Source organism: Kribbella flavida DSM 17836 (genome assembly GCF_000024345.1).
GTDB classification, from domain to species: Bacteria; Actinomycetota; Actinomycetes; order Propionibacteriales; family Kribbellaceae; genus Kribbella; species Kribbella flavida.
The window spans coordinates 7,338,683-7,358,763 of the sequence record NC_013729.1; the positions used below are offsets into that span (position 1 = coordinate 7,338,683).

The window sequence follows — 20,081 nt, forward strand, 5'->3', positions numbered from 1 at the left end:
TGGGTGGACTGATGGGTGACGACCTCGCGGCCAGGGTGGCCGCCGCGCTGTGGGCGGACGACACCGCCAGCGCCACGCTCGGCATGCGGCTGGACGCCGTCGGCGAGGGGTTCGCGCGGATGGAGATGACCGTGCGCGACGACATGGTCAACGGCCACGGCATCGCGCACGGCGGTTTCGTCTTCACGCTCGCCGACTCCGCGTTCGCCTTCGCCTGCAACGCGCGCAACCAGGTCAGCGTCGCGCAGGCCTGCGACATTGTTTTCGTCGCCCCGGCGCGACGCGGCGACCGACTGGTCGCCGAGGCGCACGAGCGCACGGCGTACGGCCGCAACGCCATCTACGACGTGACCGTCCGCCGGGACGACGCGGTGATCGCGGAGTTCCGCGGCCACAGCCGGCGCCTGCCCGGCACCGTGATCAAGGAGAACCTATGAGCCGTGTCGCTTATCTCGTGGACGGTGTTCGGACCCCCGTCGGCCGGTACGGCGGGGCGCTCGCCCCGGTGCGCCCGGACGACCTCGCCGCCCACACGATCAAGGCTCTGCTGGCCAGGCACCCGGCGCTGGACCCGGCAGGCATCGACGACGTCGTGCTCGGCTGCGCCAACCAGGCCGGCGAGGACAACCGCAACGTGGCCCGGATGGCGGTGCTGCTGGCCGGTCTGCCGGACAGCGTGCCGGGGTCGACGATCAACCGGCTGTGCGGGTCCGGCCTGGACGCGGTCGCCTCGGCCGCCCGCTCGATCGTTGCCGGTGACAACGAGGTGGTGATCGCCGGTGGCGTCGAGTCGATGTCCCGGGCGCCGTTCGTGCTGCCGAAGGCGACCAGCGCGTTCTCCCGGTCGGCGGAGATCTTCGACACCACGATCGGCTGGCGCTTCGTCAACCCGGTGCTGCGGGCGCAGTACGGGATCGACTCGATGCCGGAGACCGCGGAGAACGTCGCGGCCGACTTCGGCGTCGGCCGCGAGGACCAGGACCGGTTCGCGCTGCGCAGCCAGCAGCGCGCGGCCAAGGCGATCGCGAACGGCCGGCTGGCCGAGGAGATCGTGCCGGTCGAGGTGCCGGGCCAGCGGGGTGCGGTCACGATCGTCGACACCGACGAGCACCCGCGGGAGACCTCGCTGGAGGCACTGGCCGGCCTGAAGACACCGTTCCGCGACCCGGGCACGGTGACCGCGGGCAACGCGTCCGGCGTGAACGACGGCGCGGCCGGGTTGCTGGTGATGAGCGGCGAGGCGGTCGAGCGGCTCGGGGTCACGCCGCTGGCCCGGATCGTCGGCACCGCGGCGGCCGGCGTACCGCCGCGGATCATGGGGATCGCACCGGCGCCCGCGACGCGCAAGCTGCTCGCCCGGACCGGGGTCGCGCTGACCGACGTCGGCGTGGTCGAGCTGAACGAGGCCTTCGCCTCCCAGTCCCTCGCGGTACTACGCGAGCTCGGCCTGCCGGACGACGCCGAGCACGTCAACCCGAACGGCGGCGCCATCGCCCTCGGCCATCCGCTCGGCATGTCCGGCGCCCGCCTCGCCCTCACCGCCGCCCTGGAACTTCGCCACCGCGACGCCGGCTACGCGCTGAGCACCATGTGCATCGGTGTCGGCCAGGGCATCGCGACTCTGCTCGCCGGGCCCTAGGGCGTGTTGATCAATTCCCTGCAGTCGCGAGCAGGTGCCCGGTGCGGTAGCTCGGCGTGCTGGAGTGAAGGCCTCGATGTTTTTCCATCGTGGCCTTTGCTCCAGTGCGGCGAGGTGCCGTGCCGGGTGCCGCGCAGCACGCAGGGAATCGATCAACACGCCCTAAGGGATCGATGATGGCGGACGAACTGCTCGGCGAGCCTTGTCCGGCCGAGCTTCAGGACGCCGGCGAACGGTTGTCCGTCGACGAGCTGCGCGCGCGGCAACTCGCCCGGCTGCAGGCCACCGTGCGGACGGCGTACGAGAACGTGCCGCACTACCGGGCGGCGCTGGACGGCGCGGGCTTCGCGCCGGACGACCTGCGGGAGCTGTCGGACCTGAGCCGGCTGCCGTTCACCACCAAGCAGGACCTGCGCGACAACTACCCGTTCGGCCTGTTCGCCGCGCCGCGCTCCGAGGTGGTCCGGGTGCACGCCTCCTCCGGTACGACGGGACGCCCGACGGTGGTCGGCTACACCCGGGGTGACATCGACCGGTGGGCCGACCTGATCGCCCGCTCGATCCGGGCGGCCGGTGGACGCGCGGGCGACGTCTGTCACGTCGCCTACGGGTATGGGTTGTTCACCGGCGGGCTGGGCGCGCACTACGGCGCCGAACGGCTCGGCTGCACCGTCGTGCCGGTGTCCGGCGGCATGACCGAGCGGCAGGTCGACCTGATCCGCGACTTCGGCGCGCAGATCGTGATGGTGACGCCGTCGTACTTCCTGGCGATCCTGGACGAGATGGATGCCCGTGGCCTCGACCCGCGGGACACCGCACTGCGGGTCGGCATCTTCGGCGCCGAGCCGTGGACCGAGCAGATGCGGACCGAGGTGGAGCAGCGCACCGGCATGCACGCGGTGGACATCTACGGGCTGTCGGAGGTGATGGGTCCCGGCGTCGCCCAGGAGTGCGTGGAGACCAAGGACGGCCTGCACATCTGGGAAGACCACTTCTACCCCGAGGTCATCGACCCGGTCACCGGCGAGGTGCTGCCGGACGGTGAGCAGGGCGAGCTGGTCCTCACCACGCTGACCAAGGAGGCGCTGCCGGTCCTGCGCTACCGCACCCGCGACCTGACCCGCCTGCTGCCCGGCACCGCGCGGCCCGGGATGCGCCGGATGGAGAAGATCACCGGCCGCACCGACGACATGATGATCGTCCGCGGCGTGAACGTCTTCCCGACCCAGATCGAGCACCAGATCCTGCTGGTCGAGGGCCTCACCCCGCACTACCTGTGCGTGCTGACCCGGCCGAACCGCCTCGACGAGCTCACCGTCCAGGTCGAGGCAGCGCCCGGCCTGATCGACCACACCCCCGCCGCCGAAGCCCTGACGCACCGGATCAAGACGCACATCGGCGTCACCGCGACCGTCGAGGTCCTGCCGCCGCACGCCCTGGAACGCTCACTGGGCAAGGCCAAACGCATCAACGACCGCCGCCGGCTGACCTGAGCCCCCGGCCCCTCCCACACCTTGAGCACTGTCCAGCCGATCCCCTTCCTCACCCCCACTTTGAGCACGGTCCAGCTACGAACCAGCGGCGGAAACGGCTGCCCCGTGCACAAGGCCGGCGACTCGCTCGCGTCCCCGCACCTCACGAGCGAGGCGACGCCGCGATGGAGCCCTCGTTCGGCGCGTCAGTACGACGCGTCAGTACGGCGGCATCGCGGCAGCTCCGAGTTTGGCCACGGAGGGGGCCGGCCTTGTGCACCGCTCGGCCGTTTCCGCCGCTGGTTCGTGGCTGGACGGTGCTCAAAGTGGGATGACGCGAGGGGGCGAGGGCGGATCGCGCGCGTTGGGTGGGGTGCGGGAGCGGGTCAGGCGGCGAGTAGCTTCGGCAGGGTCTGGTGGGTGGCGGCGGCCAGGTTGGTGGTGGCGTCGGGGACGCCGGCGAGGTGGCGGAGCAGGGCCTGGGTGAAGAGACCGTCGAGCAACCCGTACGCCGTACCGGAGGTGACCGCCGGCGGGCGGCCGGACAGGTCGGCGTACGTGGTGACGATGCGCCAGATCATCAGCTCGAGCGACTGGTCGATCTCCAGCACGTCGGCCCGGAACGACTCCTCGAACAGGGCCTGGTTGCGCAGGTCGTACCAGAGCCTGTGCATGGCGGCGTCCTCGCGGCAGGTGGCGGCCAGCGCCTCGGCGAAGTCGGTGCGCAGGGTCTCGGCCGATGTCGCGGTGGCGACGATCTGGTCGTAGCGGGTGACGCACTCGGCCTTGTACTGCTTGACGCAGTGCGTGATCAGCTCGACCTTGTCGCGGAAGTAGTAGTGCAGGACTCCGTGCGAGAAGTCGGAGTTCTGGGCGATCTCGCGCAGGCTGGTCCGGGCGTAGCCGAGCTCGGACAACGTGCGCAGCGCCGAGGTGGCCAGTTGTGCACGACGTTCCGCGAACTTGTCCACCTGCCGGCGCGAGATCCGGTCCGTCAGCTCGGTCATCGGCAAGCCTCCCTGCGGTGAGTTTACCGTCGGCAGAGTTCTTGACGGTTGTCCAACAAACTCTTGACGGATGTCCAGAAGTTCGTGACGCTGAGCCCATCGCCCGGTCACCGCCTCACCGGTGGCCGAGCGTCAAAGCCACCGCCGTCGAGGGAGCTGCCGTGCACGGTCCGTCGGCCGCGAAGAATGCCATCGTCACCGGTGGGTTCGCCGTGTACTCGGCCGAGGTCGAGCAGGTGCTGATGACGTATCCCGCGATCCAGGACTGCGCCGTGGTCGGGTTGCCGGACCACAAGTGGGGCGAGCGGGTCACCGCGGTGCTGCAGCTGCATCCCGGGCTGACGGTGTCCGACTCCGAGGTGCGCAACTACGTGAAGAGCCGGCTGGGCAGCGTGAAGACGCCCAAGCAGATCGAGGTGTGGACCGGGCTGCCGCGCTCGAAGGTGGGCAAGGTGCTGAAGACCGAGGTGAAGGAAATTCTGTTGAGCTCGGGCGCCGGGGACCGCTAGAGTCCGGCACGAGACGAGAGGAGGTGAACGCGATGTCGAGTTCTTCCGTCGTGCCACCTCGTCGTCGTACCCGCGGCTGACGGGTGGCTCCAGTTCCACCCATGGAGTCGTGAATGACTGTAGTGACCCGCCCGCCGCTGACCGCGGACGAGCGAACCCAACTGACCGGCTGGCTCGACCTGCAGCGGTCCTTCGTCCGGATGAAGTGCGCCGGCCTGAGTGAGGCCGACGCGCACCGCAAGGTGCTGCCGACGTCACCGCTGATGACGATGGCCGGCATCGTCGCGCACCTGCGCTGGAACGAGTACTCCTGGTTCCACCTCAACGTGCTCGGCGTGCCCGACACCGGCCAGACCCCGTGGACCGACGACGGGCACGTGGACGCCGAGATGTTCGTCGACGACGTCCCGCTCGCCCAACTGCTCGACGAGTACGACGAGGAGTGCGCCCGCTCGAACGCGATCGTCGCCCAGCTCTCCCTGGACGCGCTCGAACAGGGCCCGACCGTCCGCGAGGGCGGCGCCGCCTCGCTGCGGTACGTGCTCTGCCACCTGATCGAGGAAACCGCCCGCCACGTCGGCCACCTCGACATCATCCGCGAACTGCTCGACGGCAGAACGGGGTACGACCGGTAGGGACGTGGGATCTGCCCGGGGCTTCCCCGGGCAGATCCCACGTTTTGTCCACAACCGTCCACGGAGACCTCACCGGCGGGGCTACGATCGATGCGTCGACGGAAAGAGAGGGGGACTCGTGGCGTACCGGCCGCACCTGGCAGCAGCGCTGTCCGGCGCTTCCATCCGTCAGCTGGCGTACTGGAGAAACCCCACCAGGTCCGGCGGGGCGATCCTGGTCCCGGAAGTGTCCGAGCGACCGCCGCTGTACTCGTTCCGTGACGTCATCGCGTTGCGGACAACGGTCTACCTGCGCAGACGCATCTCGCTCCAGCGCGTTCGGCGAGCACTGGAGAACCTGTATGACCTCGGCGAGGTCGAGCACCTGTCGCACTACCGCCTGATCGCCCAGGGCAGCAGCGTGGTTCTCGTCGCTTCGGACGCCCCCGCGGTGGATCTTGTGGAGCAGCCGGGTCAGCAGGTCACCGTCGTGATGGCTGATGTCCTGCAGCCGTTCACCACCGCGGACGAGATTCGCGTTCCCGGCCTCCTGCAGCCGCGGCGAGCGCTGCGGGTCGATCCGGAGGTCCGCAGTGGACACCCGGTGATCTCAGGAACGCGGGTGCCTTTCGAGCTCGTCGCGGGACTTCTTCGCGACGGTGTCCCGGCCGACAGGATTGCCGAGTACTACCCTTCCGTCGGCGCAACGGCCGCAGCGGATGCGCTCGACTTCGCCAACTACGTTGACCGCTACGGTCGTACGCCAGCTGCCTGATGCGCATCCTGCTCGACGAGGACGTAGCGCTACAGGTCCTCGAGCCCCTGCGGCACGTCCTGCGTGACCATCGGGTCGACCACGTCCAGAGGCTGGGCTGGAGCGGCAAGAAGGACTTGTTCGTCCTGCGGGACGCCGCTGCCCAGCACTTCGAGGTGCTGGTCACCAACGACGCCCGCCAGCTGGACGATCCTGCGGAGACCGCCGCAATCAAGAAGTGCGGCCTGCACCACGTGCGTTTTCGTCAGCGGTACGAACTGGGGCTCAACGGACTGGCGCTGGCCTTGGGCGCGGTGGTCTCGGCCATGCCTTTCGTCGTCGCCGAGCTGGCTGCGGCCAGCGGTCAGCGGCTGGTCCGGATCAGCAGCATCCAGGCCAGTGGACGTCATTCGACCGTCGATCCGTCCGCCGACCCTCCGAAGTACTGGCCGCGGTGAGCGGCGCCTACAGGTGCTGGCCGAAGGCGAGGGGGGCTCGGGTGCAGAGGTAGGTGGCCCAGTTCAGTTTGACGGGGGTGCCGTCGGGGGCGCGGGTGATGCGGAGGAGCTCGCCGGTCTCGCGGCCGGAGACGGTGCGGTAGAGGTCGGTGGAGAGTCGCTCGAAGACGGCCGGGGCGGTGTAGTCGGCGGCGGACGGGGAGCGGGCCTCCAGGGTGCCTTCGCGGACCGAGAAGACGAACGGCTGGCCCTCGGTGAACCAGGTGCCGAGTACGTCGGTCAGCTCCTCGGGCACCGACGTCCCCGGCGTCCACGCGGACGGCAGCACCGGGTCGTCGTCGAGCACCTTGACGGCCAGGTCGGTGGCCAGCGCGGCGGGTGACGGCGCGGACGTGGTGTTCATCAGCGCGATGCCGGCGACACCCGACGGGCGGTGCACGAAGCTGCCGGTGATGTGGCCGGGCATGCCGCCGGTGTGACCGACGAAGATCCGCTCACCGAGCCGGAGCAGCATGAACCCGAGACCGAACCCGAGCTGCCAGCGGTCCAGGTCGGCCATGATCTGCGGCTGGCACATCTCGTCCAGGGTGTCCTTCGAGAGCACCTCGTCGGTCGGGTCGGCCAGGAAAGCCATCCACTTGGCCAGGTCCCCGGCCGTGCTGGCGAGTCCGCCGCAGGCGTCCAGCGCGCCGAGCGAAAGCAGCGGCTCGGGCACCGGGACGTCGCTGAACGGCGGCACGTAGTACCCGGACGCGGCCGGTCCGCCGTCCATGCCCACGGTTGTCCGGCGCATCTCCAGCGGCTGCAGGATGCGGGCCTGGATCGACTCGTACCAGGAGCGGCCGTCCAGCCGGGCGACGATCTCGCCGAGCAGGGAGTAGACCAGATTGCTGTAGTGGAACCGGTGGTGCGGCTTGCCGATCCGCTCGGCGTCGTTCCATCCCGCCACCAGCTCGGCCCGGTCCGGGAACCGCATCACGTCCCAGACGTCGCCGACCGGCTCGCGCTGCATGCCGCTGGCGTGACTGAGCATCTGCCGCACGGTGATGCCCTCGTGCTTGCTCTCCGGGATCAGCTTCTCGACGGTGTCGTCCAGGGTGAGCTTGCCCTCGTCGCGCAGCGCCATGATCGCGACCGCGGTGAGCGTCTTGCTCTGCGACGCGATCAGGTACTGCGTGTCGGCGGTCGGCGGCGCGTCCGGGGCGTCCAGCGAGGCGGCGCCCACGCCCCCCGACCAGGCCAGCCTCCCGTCGCGGACGACGGCTCCGGCCAGGCCCGGTACCCGGCCCTTCGTCTGCCGCTCGACGAGGATCCGGGTGAGCGCTGTCTGGGTCTGCTGGGCGATGTCGGTCACGAGTGCTGACCTTAGGCGAAGGATCCGGCCAGCGGCAGGGGTTTGAGCGTGGGCTGTGGGAGGCTGGACCGGTGCGCATAGCGGTGCTCGGTCCACTCGCGATGTGGGCGGCCGACGGGACACCGCTGGACGTCCGCGGTGTTCGGCTGCGTGGCCTGCTGGCCCGGCTCGCGCTCGGCGCCGGCCGCCCGGTCGGCGTGGACACCTTGGTCGACGGGCTCTGGGGCAGCGAGGCGCCGAGTGCCAACGCGCTGCAGTCACTCGTGTCGCGGCTCCGGGCGAGCCTGCCGGTCACGGAGTCCAGCATCTCCGTGCAGTCCGGTCCGGCCGGGTACACGTTGACCATCGAGGCCGACAGCGTCGACGCGGTCCGGTTCGAGCAGCTGGCTCGGCGTGGGCGGCAGTTGCTCGCCACCGACCCCGCACAAGCGCGCGACCTGCTCACGCAGGCGCACCGGCTCTGGCGCGGTGAGGCCCTGGCCGACCTGCGGGACCTTCCGTTCGCCGAGGCCGAGGCCGACCGGTTGGGTGAGCTCCGGCTGGCCGCGGCTGAGGACCTTGCCGAGGCCGCGATCACCACTGGTCACGCCCGCGAGGTCGTGGCCGAACTGGAGCGACTCACCCTCGGCCATCCGCTGCGGGAGCGCGCGCACGAGCTGCTCATCCGGGCTCTGGCTGCCGACGGGCGGCAGGCCGAGGCGCTGGCGGCGTACGAGCGGGTTCGGACGACGCTGGTGGATGACCTCGGGGCCGACCCGGGGAGGCGGCTGCAGGACGTGCACGTCGCCGTACTGCGGGGCGACGCGATCGACCCGCCACCCGCGGTCGCCGCCGTACCGCGGCCGGTCGCCGCCGCCCCGAAGAGCAACCTGCGCATGCCGCTAACCAGCTTCGTCGGCCGCGCCGAGGACGTCGCGGAGCTGACCCGGCAGTTGGCCGACGGAGCCCGCCTGGTGACGATGGTCGGTCCCGGCGGCGCCGGCAAGACGCGGCTGGCGACCGAGACCGGCCGGACCCTGGTCGAGCACAGCGGCGACGGCATCTGGTTGGTCGAGCTGGCGCCGCTCGCCGAAGCGGCCGACGTCGCCCCGGCTGTGCTCAGCACACTGGGTGCCAGCGAGTTCGTCGACACGTTGCAGACCACGTTGACACCGCAGAGGTTTCCGACCCACCGGGCAGCGACCGAGCGCCTGGTCGAGGTGATCGCGGACCGGCGGATCCTGCTCGTGCTCGACAACTGCGAGCACCTGGTGCAGGAAGTCGCTCGGCTGGTGGACTCGTTGCTGGCCGAGTGTCCCCGGCTGCGGGTGCTCACCACCAGTCGCGAGCCGCTGGGCATCCCCGGTGAGCATCTGCACCAGGTCGGACCACTCGCACTGCCGCCGGTCGACGCGACCGACGACGACTACCCCTCGATCCGGCTGTTCGTGGACCGGGCCCGCGCGGTCCGGCCCGACTTCGCCGTCTCCGACGCCAACCGCGAGGCGATCGCGGAGATCTGCCGCCGGCTGGACGGTATGCCGCTGGCGATCGAGCTGGCCGCGGCCCGGCTGCGCGCGCTGACCCCGCAGCAGATCGTCGAGCGGCTGGCCGACCGGTTCCGGCTGCTGACCAGCGGCAGCCGCACCGCGCTGCCCCGGCACCAGACGTTGCGGGCAGTCGTCGAGTGGAGCTGGGAGCTGCTGGAGCCGGAGGAACAGGCGGTGGCCCGGCGGCTGTCGTTGTTCTCCGGCGGAGCGACGCTGGAGGCCGCCGAGCAGATCTGCTCCGACTCCGACCTGCCGCCCGAGGCGGTGCTCGGCGTGCTGGCGTCCCTGGTGGACAAGTCGCTCGTCGACGCTGCCGCCGACGACCGCTCGGTGCGCTACCGGATGCTCGAGACCGTCAAGGCGTACGGCGCGGAGCAGCTCGCGGCGGCCGGCGAGGTGGACCGGTTCCGGCAGGCGCACACGGCGTACTTCGGTGACCTGCTCCGGCAGGCGCGGCCGAAGCTGCGGACCGGCGACCAGCTGCAGTGGATCGCCCGGCTGGACGCCGACAGCGAGAACCTGCTCGACGCCCTGCGGCACTCGGTCGACAGCGGCCAGGCCACGAACTCGCTCGAACTGGTCGCCTCGCTCGGCGAGTACTGGACCATGCGCGGGCAGCCGGCCGAGGCCGTGGCCTGGTTCGAGGCGGCGCTCGCTGTCCCAGGACCGACGCCGCCGCTGACCCGGGCGACCGCGGTGATGCTGTACGCGTTCGGCACGCTGGGCGACGGCGTCGAGGGGTCGAACTCGATCACCGGGGCGATCCGGGCGCTGGCCGAGGTCCGGCTGCTCAACCGGCGCCACCCGGAGGTCCTGGAGTCCGGCGTCGGCCGGTTCACCAACGCCGCCTGGGCCGCGATCCGCCGGGATGCCGCCGGCGCCTTCCGGGAGCTGGACGAGGCCCGCTCGCACCCCGATCCCTGGACCCGGAACATGGCGGTGATGATGTCCGCGATGTTCCGGGAGAACGAGGGCGACCTCGAGCAGATGGCCGCCGACCTGGCCGTCGCCCTCGACGGCTTCCGGGCGATCGGCGACCGCTGGGGAACGGCGCTGGCGCTGCGGGGCCTGGCCACCCAGCAAGCGGCGCACGGTGAGCACCAGGCCGCCTTGGACTCGTTGACCGAGGCGTTGCGGCTGATCGGCGAGCTCGGCACCCCTGAGGGTGTGCCCCAACTGCTGGGCCAGGCTGCCTTCAGCCGGTTCGAGGTAGGCGATGCCGAGGGCGCCAAGGCCGACATGCTGCACGCCCTGCAGCTGGCCGGGGAGACCGGAGGCCGGAGCGGCCAGGCGATGATCACGATGGGGCTGGCAACCCTGGCCCGGCGGACCGGCGAGCTGGACGAGGCGCTGGAGCTGGCCGAGCGGGCGGCCACGATGCTCGACCTGCAGGCCGAGCGGATCGCACCCGCCGGGGGTGCTGCCGGCGTCGAGGTCGTCGCTGCGCACGGCCAGGCGATGGTGATGGCCGAGCTCAGCCGGGTGATGGTTGCCCGTGGCGACCTTCCGGCCGCGCGCCGGTGGATCGCGCCGGCGGTCGGCTTCGCGCTGAACACCGACGACGTGCCGGTGACCGCCGGCGTCGTCGAGGCGGCGGCCGCTGTGGACCTGCTGGCCGGCGACGCGGAGCTGTCCGCCCGGACCCTCGGACTGGCCGCCGCGCTGCGTGGAGCGCGGACCGTGCCGGACTCCGACGTCCGCGCTACGTTGGCAGCTGCCCAGGCCCAGCTCGGCGAGGCCCGGTTCCAGGCCGCTTACCAGGCCGCGGCCCGGATCGGCCACCACGACGCCTTCGCCGAACTGCGCAAGCGGTTCAGCTCGTCATCAGGTTGACGGCCAGGTCCCGCAGCGCGACCTGGACCTGCTGCTCCGGCGGCCGGGGATCGGCCAGCATCCAGTCGTAGACGACGGTGTTGACGGCACCGATGAAGCACAGCCCGAGGAACCGGAAGTCCTTCGCCTTGATCTCGCCCCGGGCCACCGCGGTGTCGCCGATCCTCACGACGCTGGAGACCAGCAGCTCGCGGAACGCGATCCGCTGCTCCTCCACCGCCGGGCTGGCACCGACCACTTCGACGAACGAGATCCGGGCCCGCCGCAGGTCGGTCATGATCGTGCGCAGGTACCCCTCGACGGCCGCCCCGATCCGCTGCTCGACCGGCGCCTCCGCGGTCGCGGCCAGCGCCTCACCCGTACTGCGGACCGCCAGCTCGATCAGCTGCGCGTGCACCGCGAGCAGCACGGCTTCCTTGTTCTGGAACTCGTGGTAGAAGTGGCGGGTCGACACTTTCGCCTGCCCACACAGGCGTTCCACCGAGGTTGCGGGATAGCCCTCGGTCCCGAACAGCTCCAGCGCGGCGTCCAGCAGACGCTCCCGCCGGGCGGCCTTCCACTCGTCGACCGAACGCCCGGAGTACCGGCGCACGGGGGGTTCGTTCATAACACCTCTTGTCGCTACCCCGTGCGTGACCCGTTCATCCTAGTCACTCAGTGCAAGGTCGTGGGGCCGGAACACGGCTCCGGCCCCACGGGGTGTCGCGAACGAATTGCGCCGTCCTGTCAGGTGCGGCGGCGGTAGGCGCGGATGGCCAGCGGCGCGAAGACCGCGACCAGGCCGACCATCCAGGCCAGCGTGATTAGCAGCGGGCGCTGGATGTCGCCGCCGAGCATCATGCCGCGCATCGTGTCGACCAGGTACCTGACCGGGTTGACGTCCACGAACGCCTGCAGGAAGCCGGGCATCGTGTCGGTCTGCACGAAGACGTTGCTGCCGAAGGTCAGCGGGAACATCACCAGGATCGCGACGCCCTGCACGCCCTGCGCGGTCTTCAGCTTGAGGCCGAGCCAGACCCAGATCCAGCACAGCGACAGCGCGAACAGCAGCACCAGTCCGCAGGCCAGCAGGCCGTAGCCGACCCCGTTCTCGAAGCGGAAGCCGAGCACGAATCCGGTCCCCATCAGGATCACGATCGACAGCATGTACCGCACGGCGTCGCCGAGCACCGCGCCGACCAGGGGCGCGATCCGGGCGATCGGCAGACTGCGGAACCGGTCGAAGACGCCCTTGGCGAAGTCGTCGTTCAGGCCGACGCCGGTACCCATCGTGGAGAACACCACGGTCTGCACGAGCAGGCCCGGCAGCAGGTACGGCAGGTACTCGCGCCAGCCGCCGCCACCGGACGCGATCGCACCGCCGAACACGAACAGGAACAGCACCAGGAAGATGATCGGCTGGAACGTGACGTCGGCCAGCGCCTCGGGGTTCTGCCGGATCCGGACGATGTTGCGCCAGGCCAGCGTGAGGCTCTGCTCGACCCAGGCGAACGGGCGGTGCCGACGGCCGGCGTGGCCCGGCGTGGGAGCCGGCGCGGCCGGCGCAGTGGCGGTGCTCATCGGCCCGCTCCTTCCAGGACGGCGGTGGACTCCTGCTCGGCGGTGTGACCGGTCAGAGCGAGGAAGACCTCGTCCAGGCTGGGCAGCCGCAGCGACAGTTCGGTGACGGCGATGCCGGCCTCGTCGAGCCGGCGGACCACCACCGGCATCGAGGTCCCGTCGCTGACCGGCACGCTCACCACCGCGTTCACCACGTCGACCGTCGGCCGGGTGCCGACCGCCTCGGCGACGATCGCCGCGACCCGCTCCAGGTGGCCGGGCTCGGACGGGCGGACGTCGAGCGACTGCTTGCCGGCCTGGGCCTTCAGCTCCGCCGGCCGCCCGGAGGCGACCACCTTGCCCTTGTCGAACACCATGATCGAGTCGGCCAGCGCGTCGGCCTCCTCCAGGTACTGCGTGGTCAGCAGCACCGTCGTACCGTCGAGCACCAGGTTGCGGACGGTGTCCCACACGCCGTTGCGGGCGTGCGGGTCCAGCCCGGTCGTGGGCTCGTCGAGGTAGAGGATGCTCGGGTCTCCGACCAGGCTGGCGGCCAGGTCGAGCCGCCGGCGCATCCCGCCGGAGTAGGTCTTGGCGATCCGTTCGCCGGCCGCGGTCAGCTCGAACCGTTCGAGCAGGTCGTCGGCCTTGGCCCGCGCGGTGGCCCGGTTCATCCCGAGCAGGCGGCCGATCATCACCAGGTTGCGCCGGCCGGACATGTCCTCGTCGACCGAGGCGTACTGGCCGGTGAGGCCGATGATCTCGCGGACCTTGCCGGCCTCGCGGACCACGTCGTACCCGCCGACCACCGCGCGGCCGGCGTCCGGCCGCAGCAGCGTGCCGAGGATCCGCACCGCCGTCGTCTTGCCGGCGCCGTTCGGGCCGAGCACTCCCAGCACCGTGCCGGCCGGCACGGTCAGGTCGACCCCGGCCAGCGCCGTCGTACTGCCGTATCTCTTGACCAGTCCCTCCGCCTCGATGGCGTTCGGGTTCGTTGCGGACATCGTCGCCTCCCAGCGTGACTTTCGCGGCTGAGAGAACAGTCGCCGACCGCTCTGGTACGGGCCTGGCACTCGGCTGGCACGGCCGTACCAGGCCGTGCCAGCCGGTGTCAGCGCGCGCTGGTCAGGACCTTGTCGGCCACACTGTGCTGCTGGGAGGTGTCGTCCTTCAGCGGGACGACCTGGTTGGCCCGCAGCGCCTCGTAGATCTCCGGGTTGTAGCGGGCCAGGGTGGCACGGGCCTTGCGCCGGTAGCGCAGGATCTGGACGGTGCCGATCCCCCAGAGCACGTACTGGAAGGTCAGCGCCCACTTGAAGTCGGTGATCGTCTGCGGAGCTCCGCCGGACGATGCGTCCAGCAGGATGCCGACCATGCCGATGCAGATCAGCGTGGCGATGAAGCCGCCGGTGTTCACCATGCCGTTCGCGGCACCGAACCGGGTCGCCGGGTTGAACGTCCGGGCGTAGTCCAGGCCCAGCATCGACCCCGGTCCGCCGGCCGCCTGTACGACGATCAGCAGGAGCAGCACCGGCATCGGCGCCTGACCCGGCCAGAGCAGGACGACGGTCCACATCAGCGCCGCCCCGGCGATCACCGCGAGCACGATCCAGGACCGGTAGAACGGGAAGCGGGCGGCGTACCGGCCGACGACCGGTCCGTAGAACAGTCCGGCCAGCACCGGCAGGATCAGCATCGCCGCGGCGGTGGACGGCGCGACGCCTTCACCGCGAACGAGGAACGGATAGCCCCAGAGCAGACTGAACGTCGAGCCGGAGAAGCTGGTGGTGAAGTGGGTCCACAGCCCGAGCCGGGTGCCGGGCTCACGCCAGGCGCGGCGCAGGTTGCGCCGGACCTCGCCGAGCGACTGCTTCGCGCGGTGCAGCGGTTCGTCGTACGGCGTGTCCTTGATCAGGAACAGGACGGCCAGACCGGTCACCAGGCTGAGCACCGCGGCGCCGGCGAACGTGCCGGTCCAGCCGACGTGGTGGAAGGCGGCGGCCATCGGCACCGTCGAGACGATCGCCCCGATGCCGCCGAGCATGCCGGTCGCCTGCGACATCACCGGCTGGCGCAGTGCCGGGAACCAGGACATCACCACCCGGAGCACGCTGATGAAGACCAGCGCGTCTCCGACGCCGAGCACCGCCCGGGCGGCCAGCGCCGCCGGGTAGGACTCGACCAGGCTGAACGCGGACTGGGCCACGAAGAGCAGGACGGACGCGGTGATCAGCAGCCGCTTCGAGCCGTACCGGTCCAGCAGGATGCCGACCGGGACCTGCATCGCGGCGTACACGGTGAGCTGGACGACGGTGAAGCTGGCCAGGGCGGAGGCGGAGATGTCGAACCGCTCGGCCGCCTGCAGACCGGCGACGCTCATCGAGCCGCGGTGCAGCACGGTGACCAGGTAGGTGACGACCGCCGTGCCCCACACCGCCCAGGCTCGCCGACCGCCCAGGGGGAAGAGCAGTTCGGTCACCGCACGCCTCGCAGATCCGCCGCCGCCACCTCGATGTGCGCCACCACGAGCTCGCGGAACCGCCGGACGCTGTTACCGCCGAGCGCCTCGATCATCTCCTGGTGCGCGGCGATCGACTTGTCCATCCGGGCCGGCTGCACCTCGATGCCGGGCACGCCCATCCGGACCTGCCGGTCGCGCAGGCTGTTGTAGAGCTTGGCCAGGATCTCGTTGCCGGCGGCGCCGACGATGGCCTCGTGAAAGGCGCGATCGGCCTCCAGGAAGCCCTTCGCGTCGCCGGCCCGGCGGTGCGCGCGCATCTGGTCGACCGTCGCGGTCAGCGCCTCGATCAGCTGCTTGCGGCGCGGCCAGACCTTGGCCGCCGCATGCGTCTCGATCAGCTCCCGCGCTTCCAGCACGTCGTTGATCTCCTGCGGCAGCACCGGCAGGACCAGCGCGCCCTTCTTCGGGTACAGCTTGACCAGGCCGGACTCCTCCAGGCGCAGCAACGCCTCCCGGACCGGCGTACGGGAGACGCCGACCGCGGTGGCCAGCTCGCCCTCGGTGAGCAGCTGCCCGCCGGGATACACCCGGTCCAGGATCGCCGCCTTGACGGAGGCGTACACCCGCTCCGCCGCGGGGATCTTCTCCACCCCCGGCGCCGCCTCGGCCACCACCCGGGCGATCTCCGCCGTCTCGTCCCCCAACGTCACCCCGTGGGCCGGCTGATCGCCGGCGGCCCCGCTTCCCACAACACTCCTTCGATCGACCGCATGCATCTCTGTTGTATCTATGTTAGCAGCCGACTTTTCACTCACAGCTGTGGACAAGTCTGTGGATAACCGTGACGGGTTTCCCCTGTCCTGGCCCGGCAACGGGCGCCGGACGGAAAACCGCTCTAGAGTCACCGGAGCGTTGCCGTCCCGATTCGCTCCGTGTTCTGAGGAGAGCAAGTGTCCCGAAGCTCCCGTACCCGCCGGCTCAGCGCCGGCCTGGCCGTGGCGGCCCTGGCCCTCACCGCCGCCGGCGCCGCGACCGCTGCTCAGGCAGCTCCCTCCGCCCCGGCCACCACCACCGCGGCCCCGGCCGCCCCCGGCGTCCTGATGAACTACGTGGTGAACACCAAAGCCGGCAAGGGCCACGCGAAGAAGGTGGCCAAGGCCATCGAGGCCGCCGGTGGCACGGTCGTGCAGTCGTACGACCAGATCGGCGTGCTGATCGCCCAGAGCACCAACCCGAACTTCCGGACCGCCGTCCGGTCCGGCCGCGAGGGCCGCGAGGTGCAGTCCGTCGGCGCCACCCGGACCGCTGCGGTCTCCGAGGGACCGGTCGGCACGGCGAAGAAGACCGTCGCGCAGCGGCTCGCCGCGGACGAGGCGGCGGTCGTCCCGGACCCGCGCGAGGGCGAGCAGTGGGACATGGTCCAGATCAAGGCCGACCAGGCCCACCGGATCACCGATGGCTCGCGGCAGGTGCTGGTCGGCATCAACGACAGCGGCGTCGACGACGCCCACCCCGACCTGGCGCCGAACTTCGACGCCGCGAACTCGGTGAACTGCACCGGCAACGGCATCCCGGACCAGACCGCCGGCGGCTGGCGGCCGACCACCAGCGCACACGGCACGCACGTGGCCGGCACGGTCGCCGCGGCCCGCAACGGCGTCGGCATCGTCGGCGTCGCCCCGGGCGTGCGGATCGCCTCGGTGAAGGTGGTCAACGACGACGGCTACATCTACCCGGAGTACTCGATCTGCGGATTCGTCTGGGCGGCCGAGCGCGGGATGGACGTCACCAACCACAGCTACTTCATCGACCCGTGGCAGTTCTGGTGCGACGACAACGGCGACCAGGGGGCGGTTCAGGAGTCGGTCCGCCGGGCGGTGTCCTTCGCCACCAAGAAGGGTGTGCTGTCGGTCGCCGCGGCCGGCAACTCCAACTACGACCTGTCCAACAAGACCACGGACACCACCAGCCCGAACGACAGCACCGCGGTCACCCGGACCATCAGCAACGACTGCCTCGACCTGCCGACCGAGCTGCCCGGGGTGATCACCGTGGCCAGCACCACCCAGGCGCGGGCCAAGAGCCTCTTCTCGAACTTCGGCCTGCGCACGATCGACGTGGCGGCCCCGGGCAGCAGCATCCTGTCCACCATGCCCGGCGGCGGCTACGCGCCGATGAGCGGTACGTCGATGGCGTCGCCGCACGTCGCCGGCGTCGCCGCGCTGATGAAGTCGACCCACCCGTGGTGGAGCCCGCGCGACCTCGAGCGGGCGCTGTGGCGGCAGGCCGACGACACCGCCTGCCCGGCCACTCCCGACGCCCGGTGCACCGGCACCACCGCCAACAACGCCTTCTACGGCGAGGGCATCGTCGACGCCCTGGACGCGGTCAAGCGCACCTGGTGAGATCGCGGCACTGAACTACTGAGGGGTCCCCCGCCCGGGGCCCCTCAGTGTTCGTTCCAGCAGGCCCGGCACAGCACGAACGGCCCAGGCGGAGACCGCCCGGGCCGTTCGGCGGACAACTCAGAACATCAGCGCGCGGGCCGGGTCCTCGAGAATGCTCGCCACGTCGGCCAGGAAGATCGAGCCCTTCTCGCCGTCGATCAGGCGGTGGTCGAACGACAGCGCGAGCGTGGTGATCCAGCGCGGCACGATCTGGTCGTCCACCACCCACGGCTGCTTGCGGACCGCACCGAAGGCCAGGATCGCGGCCTCGCCGGGATTGATGATCGGCGTACCGGCGTCGACGCCGAAGACGCCGACGTTGGTGATCGTGAACGAGCCGCCGGCCTGGTCGGCGGGCTGGGTCTTGCCCTCGCGGGCGGTGGCGACCAGGTCGTTCAGCGCCCGGCACAGCTCGGGCAGGGTGAGCGACTCGGCGCCCTTGATGTTCGGCACGATCAGGCCGCGCGGGGTGGCGGCGGCGATGCCCAGGTTGACCGCGCCCTTGAGCACGATCTCCTGGGCCTGCTCGTCCCAAGCCGCGTTCACGATCGGCGTCCGGCGGGCGGCCAGCGTGACCGCCTTGGCGACGATCAGCAGCGGCGAGACCCGCAGGTCGCGGAACGCCTTGTCCTGCTTGAGCCGCTCGACCAGGTCCATCGTGGCGGTGACGTCGACGGTGATCCACTCGGTCACGTGCGGCGCGGTGAACGCGCTGGCCACCATCGCCTGCGCCATCGCCTTCTGCACACCCTTGACCGGAATCCGGGTGTCGCCCTGACCGGACCGCACCGGCGCGTACTGCGCGGCGGCGCTCGCGGCTCCGGCGACCGCACCCGCGGCCTGTGCACCGGTCGCGGCGTGGTTCTCCACGTCGGCCCGGGTGACGACCCCGCCGGCTCCGGTCGGGGTCACCGTGCTCAGGTCGATGCCCAGATCCTTCGCCAGCTTCCGCACCGGTGGCTTCGCCAGCACGTGCACGTTGCCTGCGGCAACATCGGCCACGACCGGGGTGGGCGCGGAAGCCGGGACCGGAGTCGGCGCGGCGGCGACCGGTGCGGGTGTGGGCACGGCCTGCGGCGCGGCCGATGCTGCGCCCTTGCGGGGACGGCGTTTGGCTTCAGTTGTGCGGGGCCCGTAACCGACCAGCACCGCCGTGCGGCCCGTACCGCCGTTCTCGATGTCCGGGACCAGGTCTTCCTTCGGCGTCCCCGAGGTGACCGGTGGGGTCAGGTCGCCCGGAGTGGCGTCGGCGGTCTCGACGGCGATGATCGGCGTACCGACCGGGACCGTCTCCCCCTCCGGCACCAGCAGCTCGGTGACGGTGCCGGCGAACGGCACCGGCAGCTCGACCAGCGACTTGGCGGTCTCGATCTCGACCACGGTGTCGTTCAGCTTCACCGCGTCGCCCGGCTTGACCTTCCAGCTGACGATCTCGGCCTCGACCAGGCCCTCTCCCACGTCGGGGAGGCGGAACTGCTGGATGCCCATCAGTACCCCATCACCCGGTCGACACCGTCGAGCACCCGGTCCAGGTCGGGCAGGTACTCCTCCTCCATCCGCGACGGCGGGTAGGGAGTGTCGTACCCGGTGACCCGGAGCACCGGCGCCTCCAGGTGGTAGAAGCACTCCTCCGTGACCCGCGCCGCGATCTCCGAGCCCGGGCCGAGCGAGTACGGCGCCTCGTGCACGACGACCGCGCGCCGGGTCTTCTTGACCGAGTCGAAGATCGTGCGCAGGTCGAGCGGCGAGATCGTGCGCAGGTCGACGACCTCCAGGTCGCGCCCGTCCTCGACCGCGGCCTCGGCCGCCTGCAGGCAGGTCTTCACCATCGGCCCGTAGCAGAACAGCGTGGCGTCGGTGCCCTCGCGGACCACCTTGGCCTGGTGCAGCGGGTACGCCGGCGGCACGGACTCGTCCAGCTCCGCCTTCTCGTGGTACCGCCGCTTGGGCTCGAAGAAGATCACCGGGTCGTCGGAGGAGATCGCCTGCTGGATCATCCAGTACGCGTCGACCGGGTCGCCGCAGGCGACGACCTTGAGCCCGGCGACGTGCGCGAACAGCGTCTCCGGCGACTCCGAGTGGTGCTCGACCGCGCCGATGCCGCCACCGAACGGGATCCGGATCACGATCGGCATCCGCAGCTTGCCCATCGACCGGTAGTGCATCTTGGCGACCTGGTTGATGATCTGGTCGTACGCCGGGAAGACGAACCCGTCGAACTGGATCTCGCAGACCGGCCGGTAGCCGCGCAGGGCCAGTCCGACCGCGGTGCCGATGATGCCGGACTCGGCCAGCGGGGTGTCGATCACCCGGTCCTCGCCGAAGTCCTTCTGCAGGCCCTCGGTGACCCGGAAGACGCCGCCGAGCTTGCCGATGTCCTCGCCCATCACGAGCACCTTGGAGTCGTTCTCCATCGCGGCCCGCAGGCCCTTGTTGATGCCCTTGCCGAGACTGATCTTGGTCAT

The 20,081-nt window shown here is 70.9% G+C and carries 18 protein-coding genes; 9 read left to right on the plus strand and 9 right to left on the minus strand.

The features are described 5' to 3' along the window. Nucleotides 1-11: 11 nt before the first annotated feature. The 3 genes from paaI (at nt 12) to paaK (ending at nt 3,132) form a co-directional block, all read left to right on the plus strand. Complete coding sequence (gene paaI, locus KFLA_RS34040; protein ID WP_012924392.1) at nt 12-437, plus strand: hydroxyphenylacetyl-CoA thioesterase PaaI; 426 nt, start codon at nt 12-14, stop codon at nt 435-437. Further along, nucleotides 434-1,639 carry a 3-oxoadipyl-CoA thiolase gene (pcaF, locus tag KFLA_RS34045; RefSeq protein ID WP_012924393.1) on the plus strand — a complete coding sequence of 402 codons (1,206 nt, stop codon included), beginning with the start codon at nt 434-436 and terminating at the stop codon, nt 1,637-1,639. Before paaI ends, pcaF begins: the two co-directional genes overlap by 4 nt. A gap of 176 nt (nt 1,640-1,815) precedes the next feature. Continuing rightward, nucleotides 1,816-3,132 carry a phenylacetate--CoA ligase PaaK gene (paaK, locus tag KFLA_RS34050; RefSeq protein ID WP_041289611.1) on the plus strand — a complete coding sequence of 439 codons (1,317 nt, stop codon included), beginning with the start codon at nt 1,816-1,818 and terminating at the stop codon, nt 3,130-3,132. Between the two features lie 365 nt (nt 3,133-3,497). Here paaK and KFLA_RS34055 read toward each other — a convergent pair whose 3' ends face one another. Then, complete coding sequence (locus KFLA_RS34055) at nt 3,498-4,118, minus strand: TetR/AcrR family transcriptional regulator (protein WP_012924395.1); 621 nt, start codon at nt 4,116-4,118, stop codon at nt 3,498-3,500. 161 nt (nt 4,119-4,279) lie between these two features. On the opposite strand from KFLA_RS34055, the gene KFLA_RS34060 reads away from it, so the two are divergent. From KFLA_RS34060 to KFLA_RS34075, 4 genes are all read left to right on the plus strand, one after another. Next, nucleotides 4,280-4,627, plus strand: a complete 348-nt coding sequence (locus tag KFLA_RS34060) for an AMP-binding enzyme (RefSeq protein WP_041289612.1) — start codon at nt 4,280-4,282, stop codon at nt 4,625-4,627. A gap of 113 nt (nt 4,628-4,740) precedes the next feature. Next, nucleotides 4,741-5,262, plus strand: coding sequence for a DinB family protein (locus KFLA_RS34065; protein ID WP_012924396.1), 522 nt, complete (start codon nt 4,741-4,743; stop codon nt 5,260-5,262). 271 nt (nt 5,263-5,533) lie between these two features. Further along, a complete protein-coding gene (locus tag KFLA_RS34070) occupies nt 5,534-6,016 on the plus strand; it encodes a DUF433 domain-containing protein (RefSeq protein ID WP_202797056.1) in 483 nt (160 codons plus the stop codon). Then, nucleotides 6,016-6,453, plus strand: a complete 438-nt coding sequence (locus tag KFLA_RS34075) for a PIN-like domain-containing protein (RefSeq protein ID WP_012924398.1) — start codon at nt 6,016-6,018, stop codon at nt 6,451-6,453. The genes KFLA_RS34070 and KFLA_RS34075 overlap by 1 nt, the downstream gene beginning before the upstream one ends. Before the next feature lie 7 nt (nt 6,454-6,460). On the opposite strand, the gene KFLA_RS34080 is transcribed toward KFLA_RS34075, so the two are convergent. Continuing rightward, entirely contained in the window at nt 6,461-7,807 is a 1,347-nt protein-coding gene (locus tag KFLA_RS34080) for a serine hydrolase domain-containing protein (RefSeq protein WP_012924399.1), read from the minus strand. 71 nt (nt 7,808-7,878) lie between these two features. Here KFLA_RS34080 and KFLA_RS34085 point away from each other — a divergent pair, with 71 nt between their 5' ends. Continuing rightward, nucleotides 7,879-11,169, plus strand: a complete 3,291-nt coding sequence (locus KFLA_RS34085; RefSeq protein ID WP_012924400.1) for an ATP-binding protein — start codon at nt 7,879-7,881, stop codon at nt 11,167-11,169. Here KFLA_RS34085 and KFLA_RS39510 read toward each other — a convergent pair. From KFLA_RS39510 to KFLA_RS34110, 5 genes are all read right to left on the minus strand, one after another. Continuing rightward, nucleotides 11,150-11,776, minus strand: a complete 627-nt coding sequence (locus KFLA_RS39510) for a TetR/AcrR family transcriptional regulator (protein WP_012924401.1) — start codon at nt 11,774-11,776, stop codon at nt 11,150-11,152. The genes KFLA_RS34085 and KFLA_RS39510 overlap by 20 nt on opposite strands. A gap of 119 nt (nt 11,777-11,895) precedes the next feature. Continuing rightward, nucleotides 11,896-12,729 carry an ABC transporter permease gene (locus KFLA_RS34095; protein ID WP_012924402.1) on the minus strand — a complete coding sequence of 278 codons (834 nt, stop codon included), beginning with the start codon at nt 12,727-12,729 and terminating at the stop codon, nt 11,896-11,898. Continuing rightward, complete coding sequence (locus KFLA_RS34100) at nt 12,726-13,712, minus strand: daunorubicin resistance protein DrrA family ABC transporter ATP-binding protein (RefSeq protein ID WP_012924403.1); 987 nt, start codon at nt 13,710-13,712, stop codon at nt 12,726-12,728. Before KFLA_RS34100 ends, KFLA_RS34095 begins: the two co-directional genes overlap by 4 nt. A 107-nt stretch (nt 13,713-13,819) precedes the next feature. Continuing rightward, nucleotides 13,820-15,187 (minus strand): MFS transporter, encoded by a 1,368-nt coding sequence (locus tag KFLA_RS34105; RefSeq protein WP_012924404.1) that lies wholly within the window; start codon nt 15,185-15,187, stop codon nt 13,820-13,822. Beyond that, nucleotides 15,184-15,918 carry a GntR family transcriptional regulator gene (locus tag KFLA_RS34110; RefSeq protein WP_012924405.1) on the minus strand — a complete coding sequence of 245 codons (735 nt, stop codon included), beginning with the start codon at nt 15,916-15,918 and terminating at the stop codon, nt 15,184-15,186. The genes KFLA_RS34105 and KFLA_RS34110 overlap by 4 nt, the downstream gene beginning before the upstream one ends. A 201-nt stretch (nt 15,919-16,119) precedes the next feature. Between KFLA_RS34110 and KFLA_RS34115 the strand changes: the two genes are divergently transcribed. Then, nucleotides 16,120-17,574 carry a S8 family peptidase gene (locus KFLA_RS34115; RefSeq protein WP_012924406.1) on the plus strand — a complete coding sequence of 485 codons (1,455 nt, stop codon included), beginning with the start codon at nt 16,120-16,122 and terminating at the stop codon, nt 17,572-17,574. 120 nt (nt 17,575-17,694) lie between these two features. Here KFLA_RS34115 and KFLA_RS34120 read toward each other — a convergent pair whose 3' ends face one another. Together KFLA_RS34120 and KFLA_RS34125 are read right to left on the minus strand one after the other, a co-directional pair. Continuing rightward, the gene (locus KFLA_RS34120; RefSeq protein ID WP_012924407.1) at nt 17,695-19,104 is read right to left on the minus strand and encodes a dihydrolipoamide acetyltransferase family protein; all 1,410 of its coding nucleotides are present in this window, start codon (nt 19,102-19,104) and stop codon (nt 17,695-17,697) included. Next, complete coding sequence (locus KFLA_RS34125; RefSeq protein WP_041289613.1) at nt 19,104-20,081, minus strand: alpha-ketoacid dehydrogenase subunit beta; 978 nt, start codon at nt 20,079-20,081, stop codon at nt 19,104-19,106. Before KFLA_RS34125 ends, KFLA_RS34120 begins: the two co-directional genes overlap by 1 nt.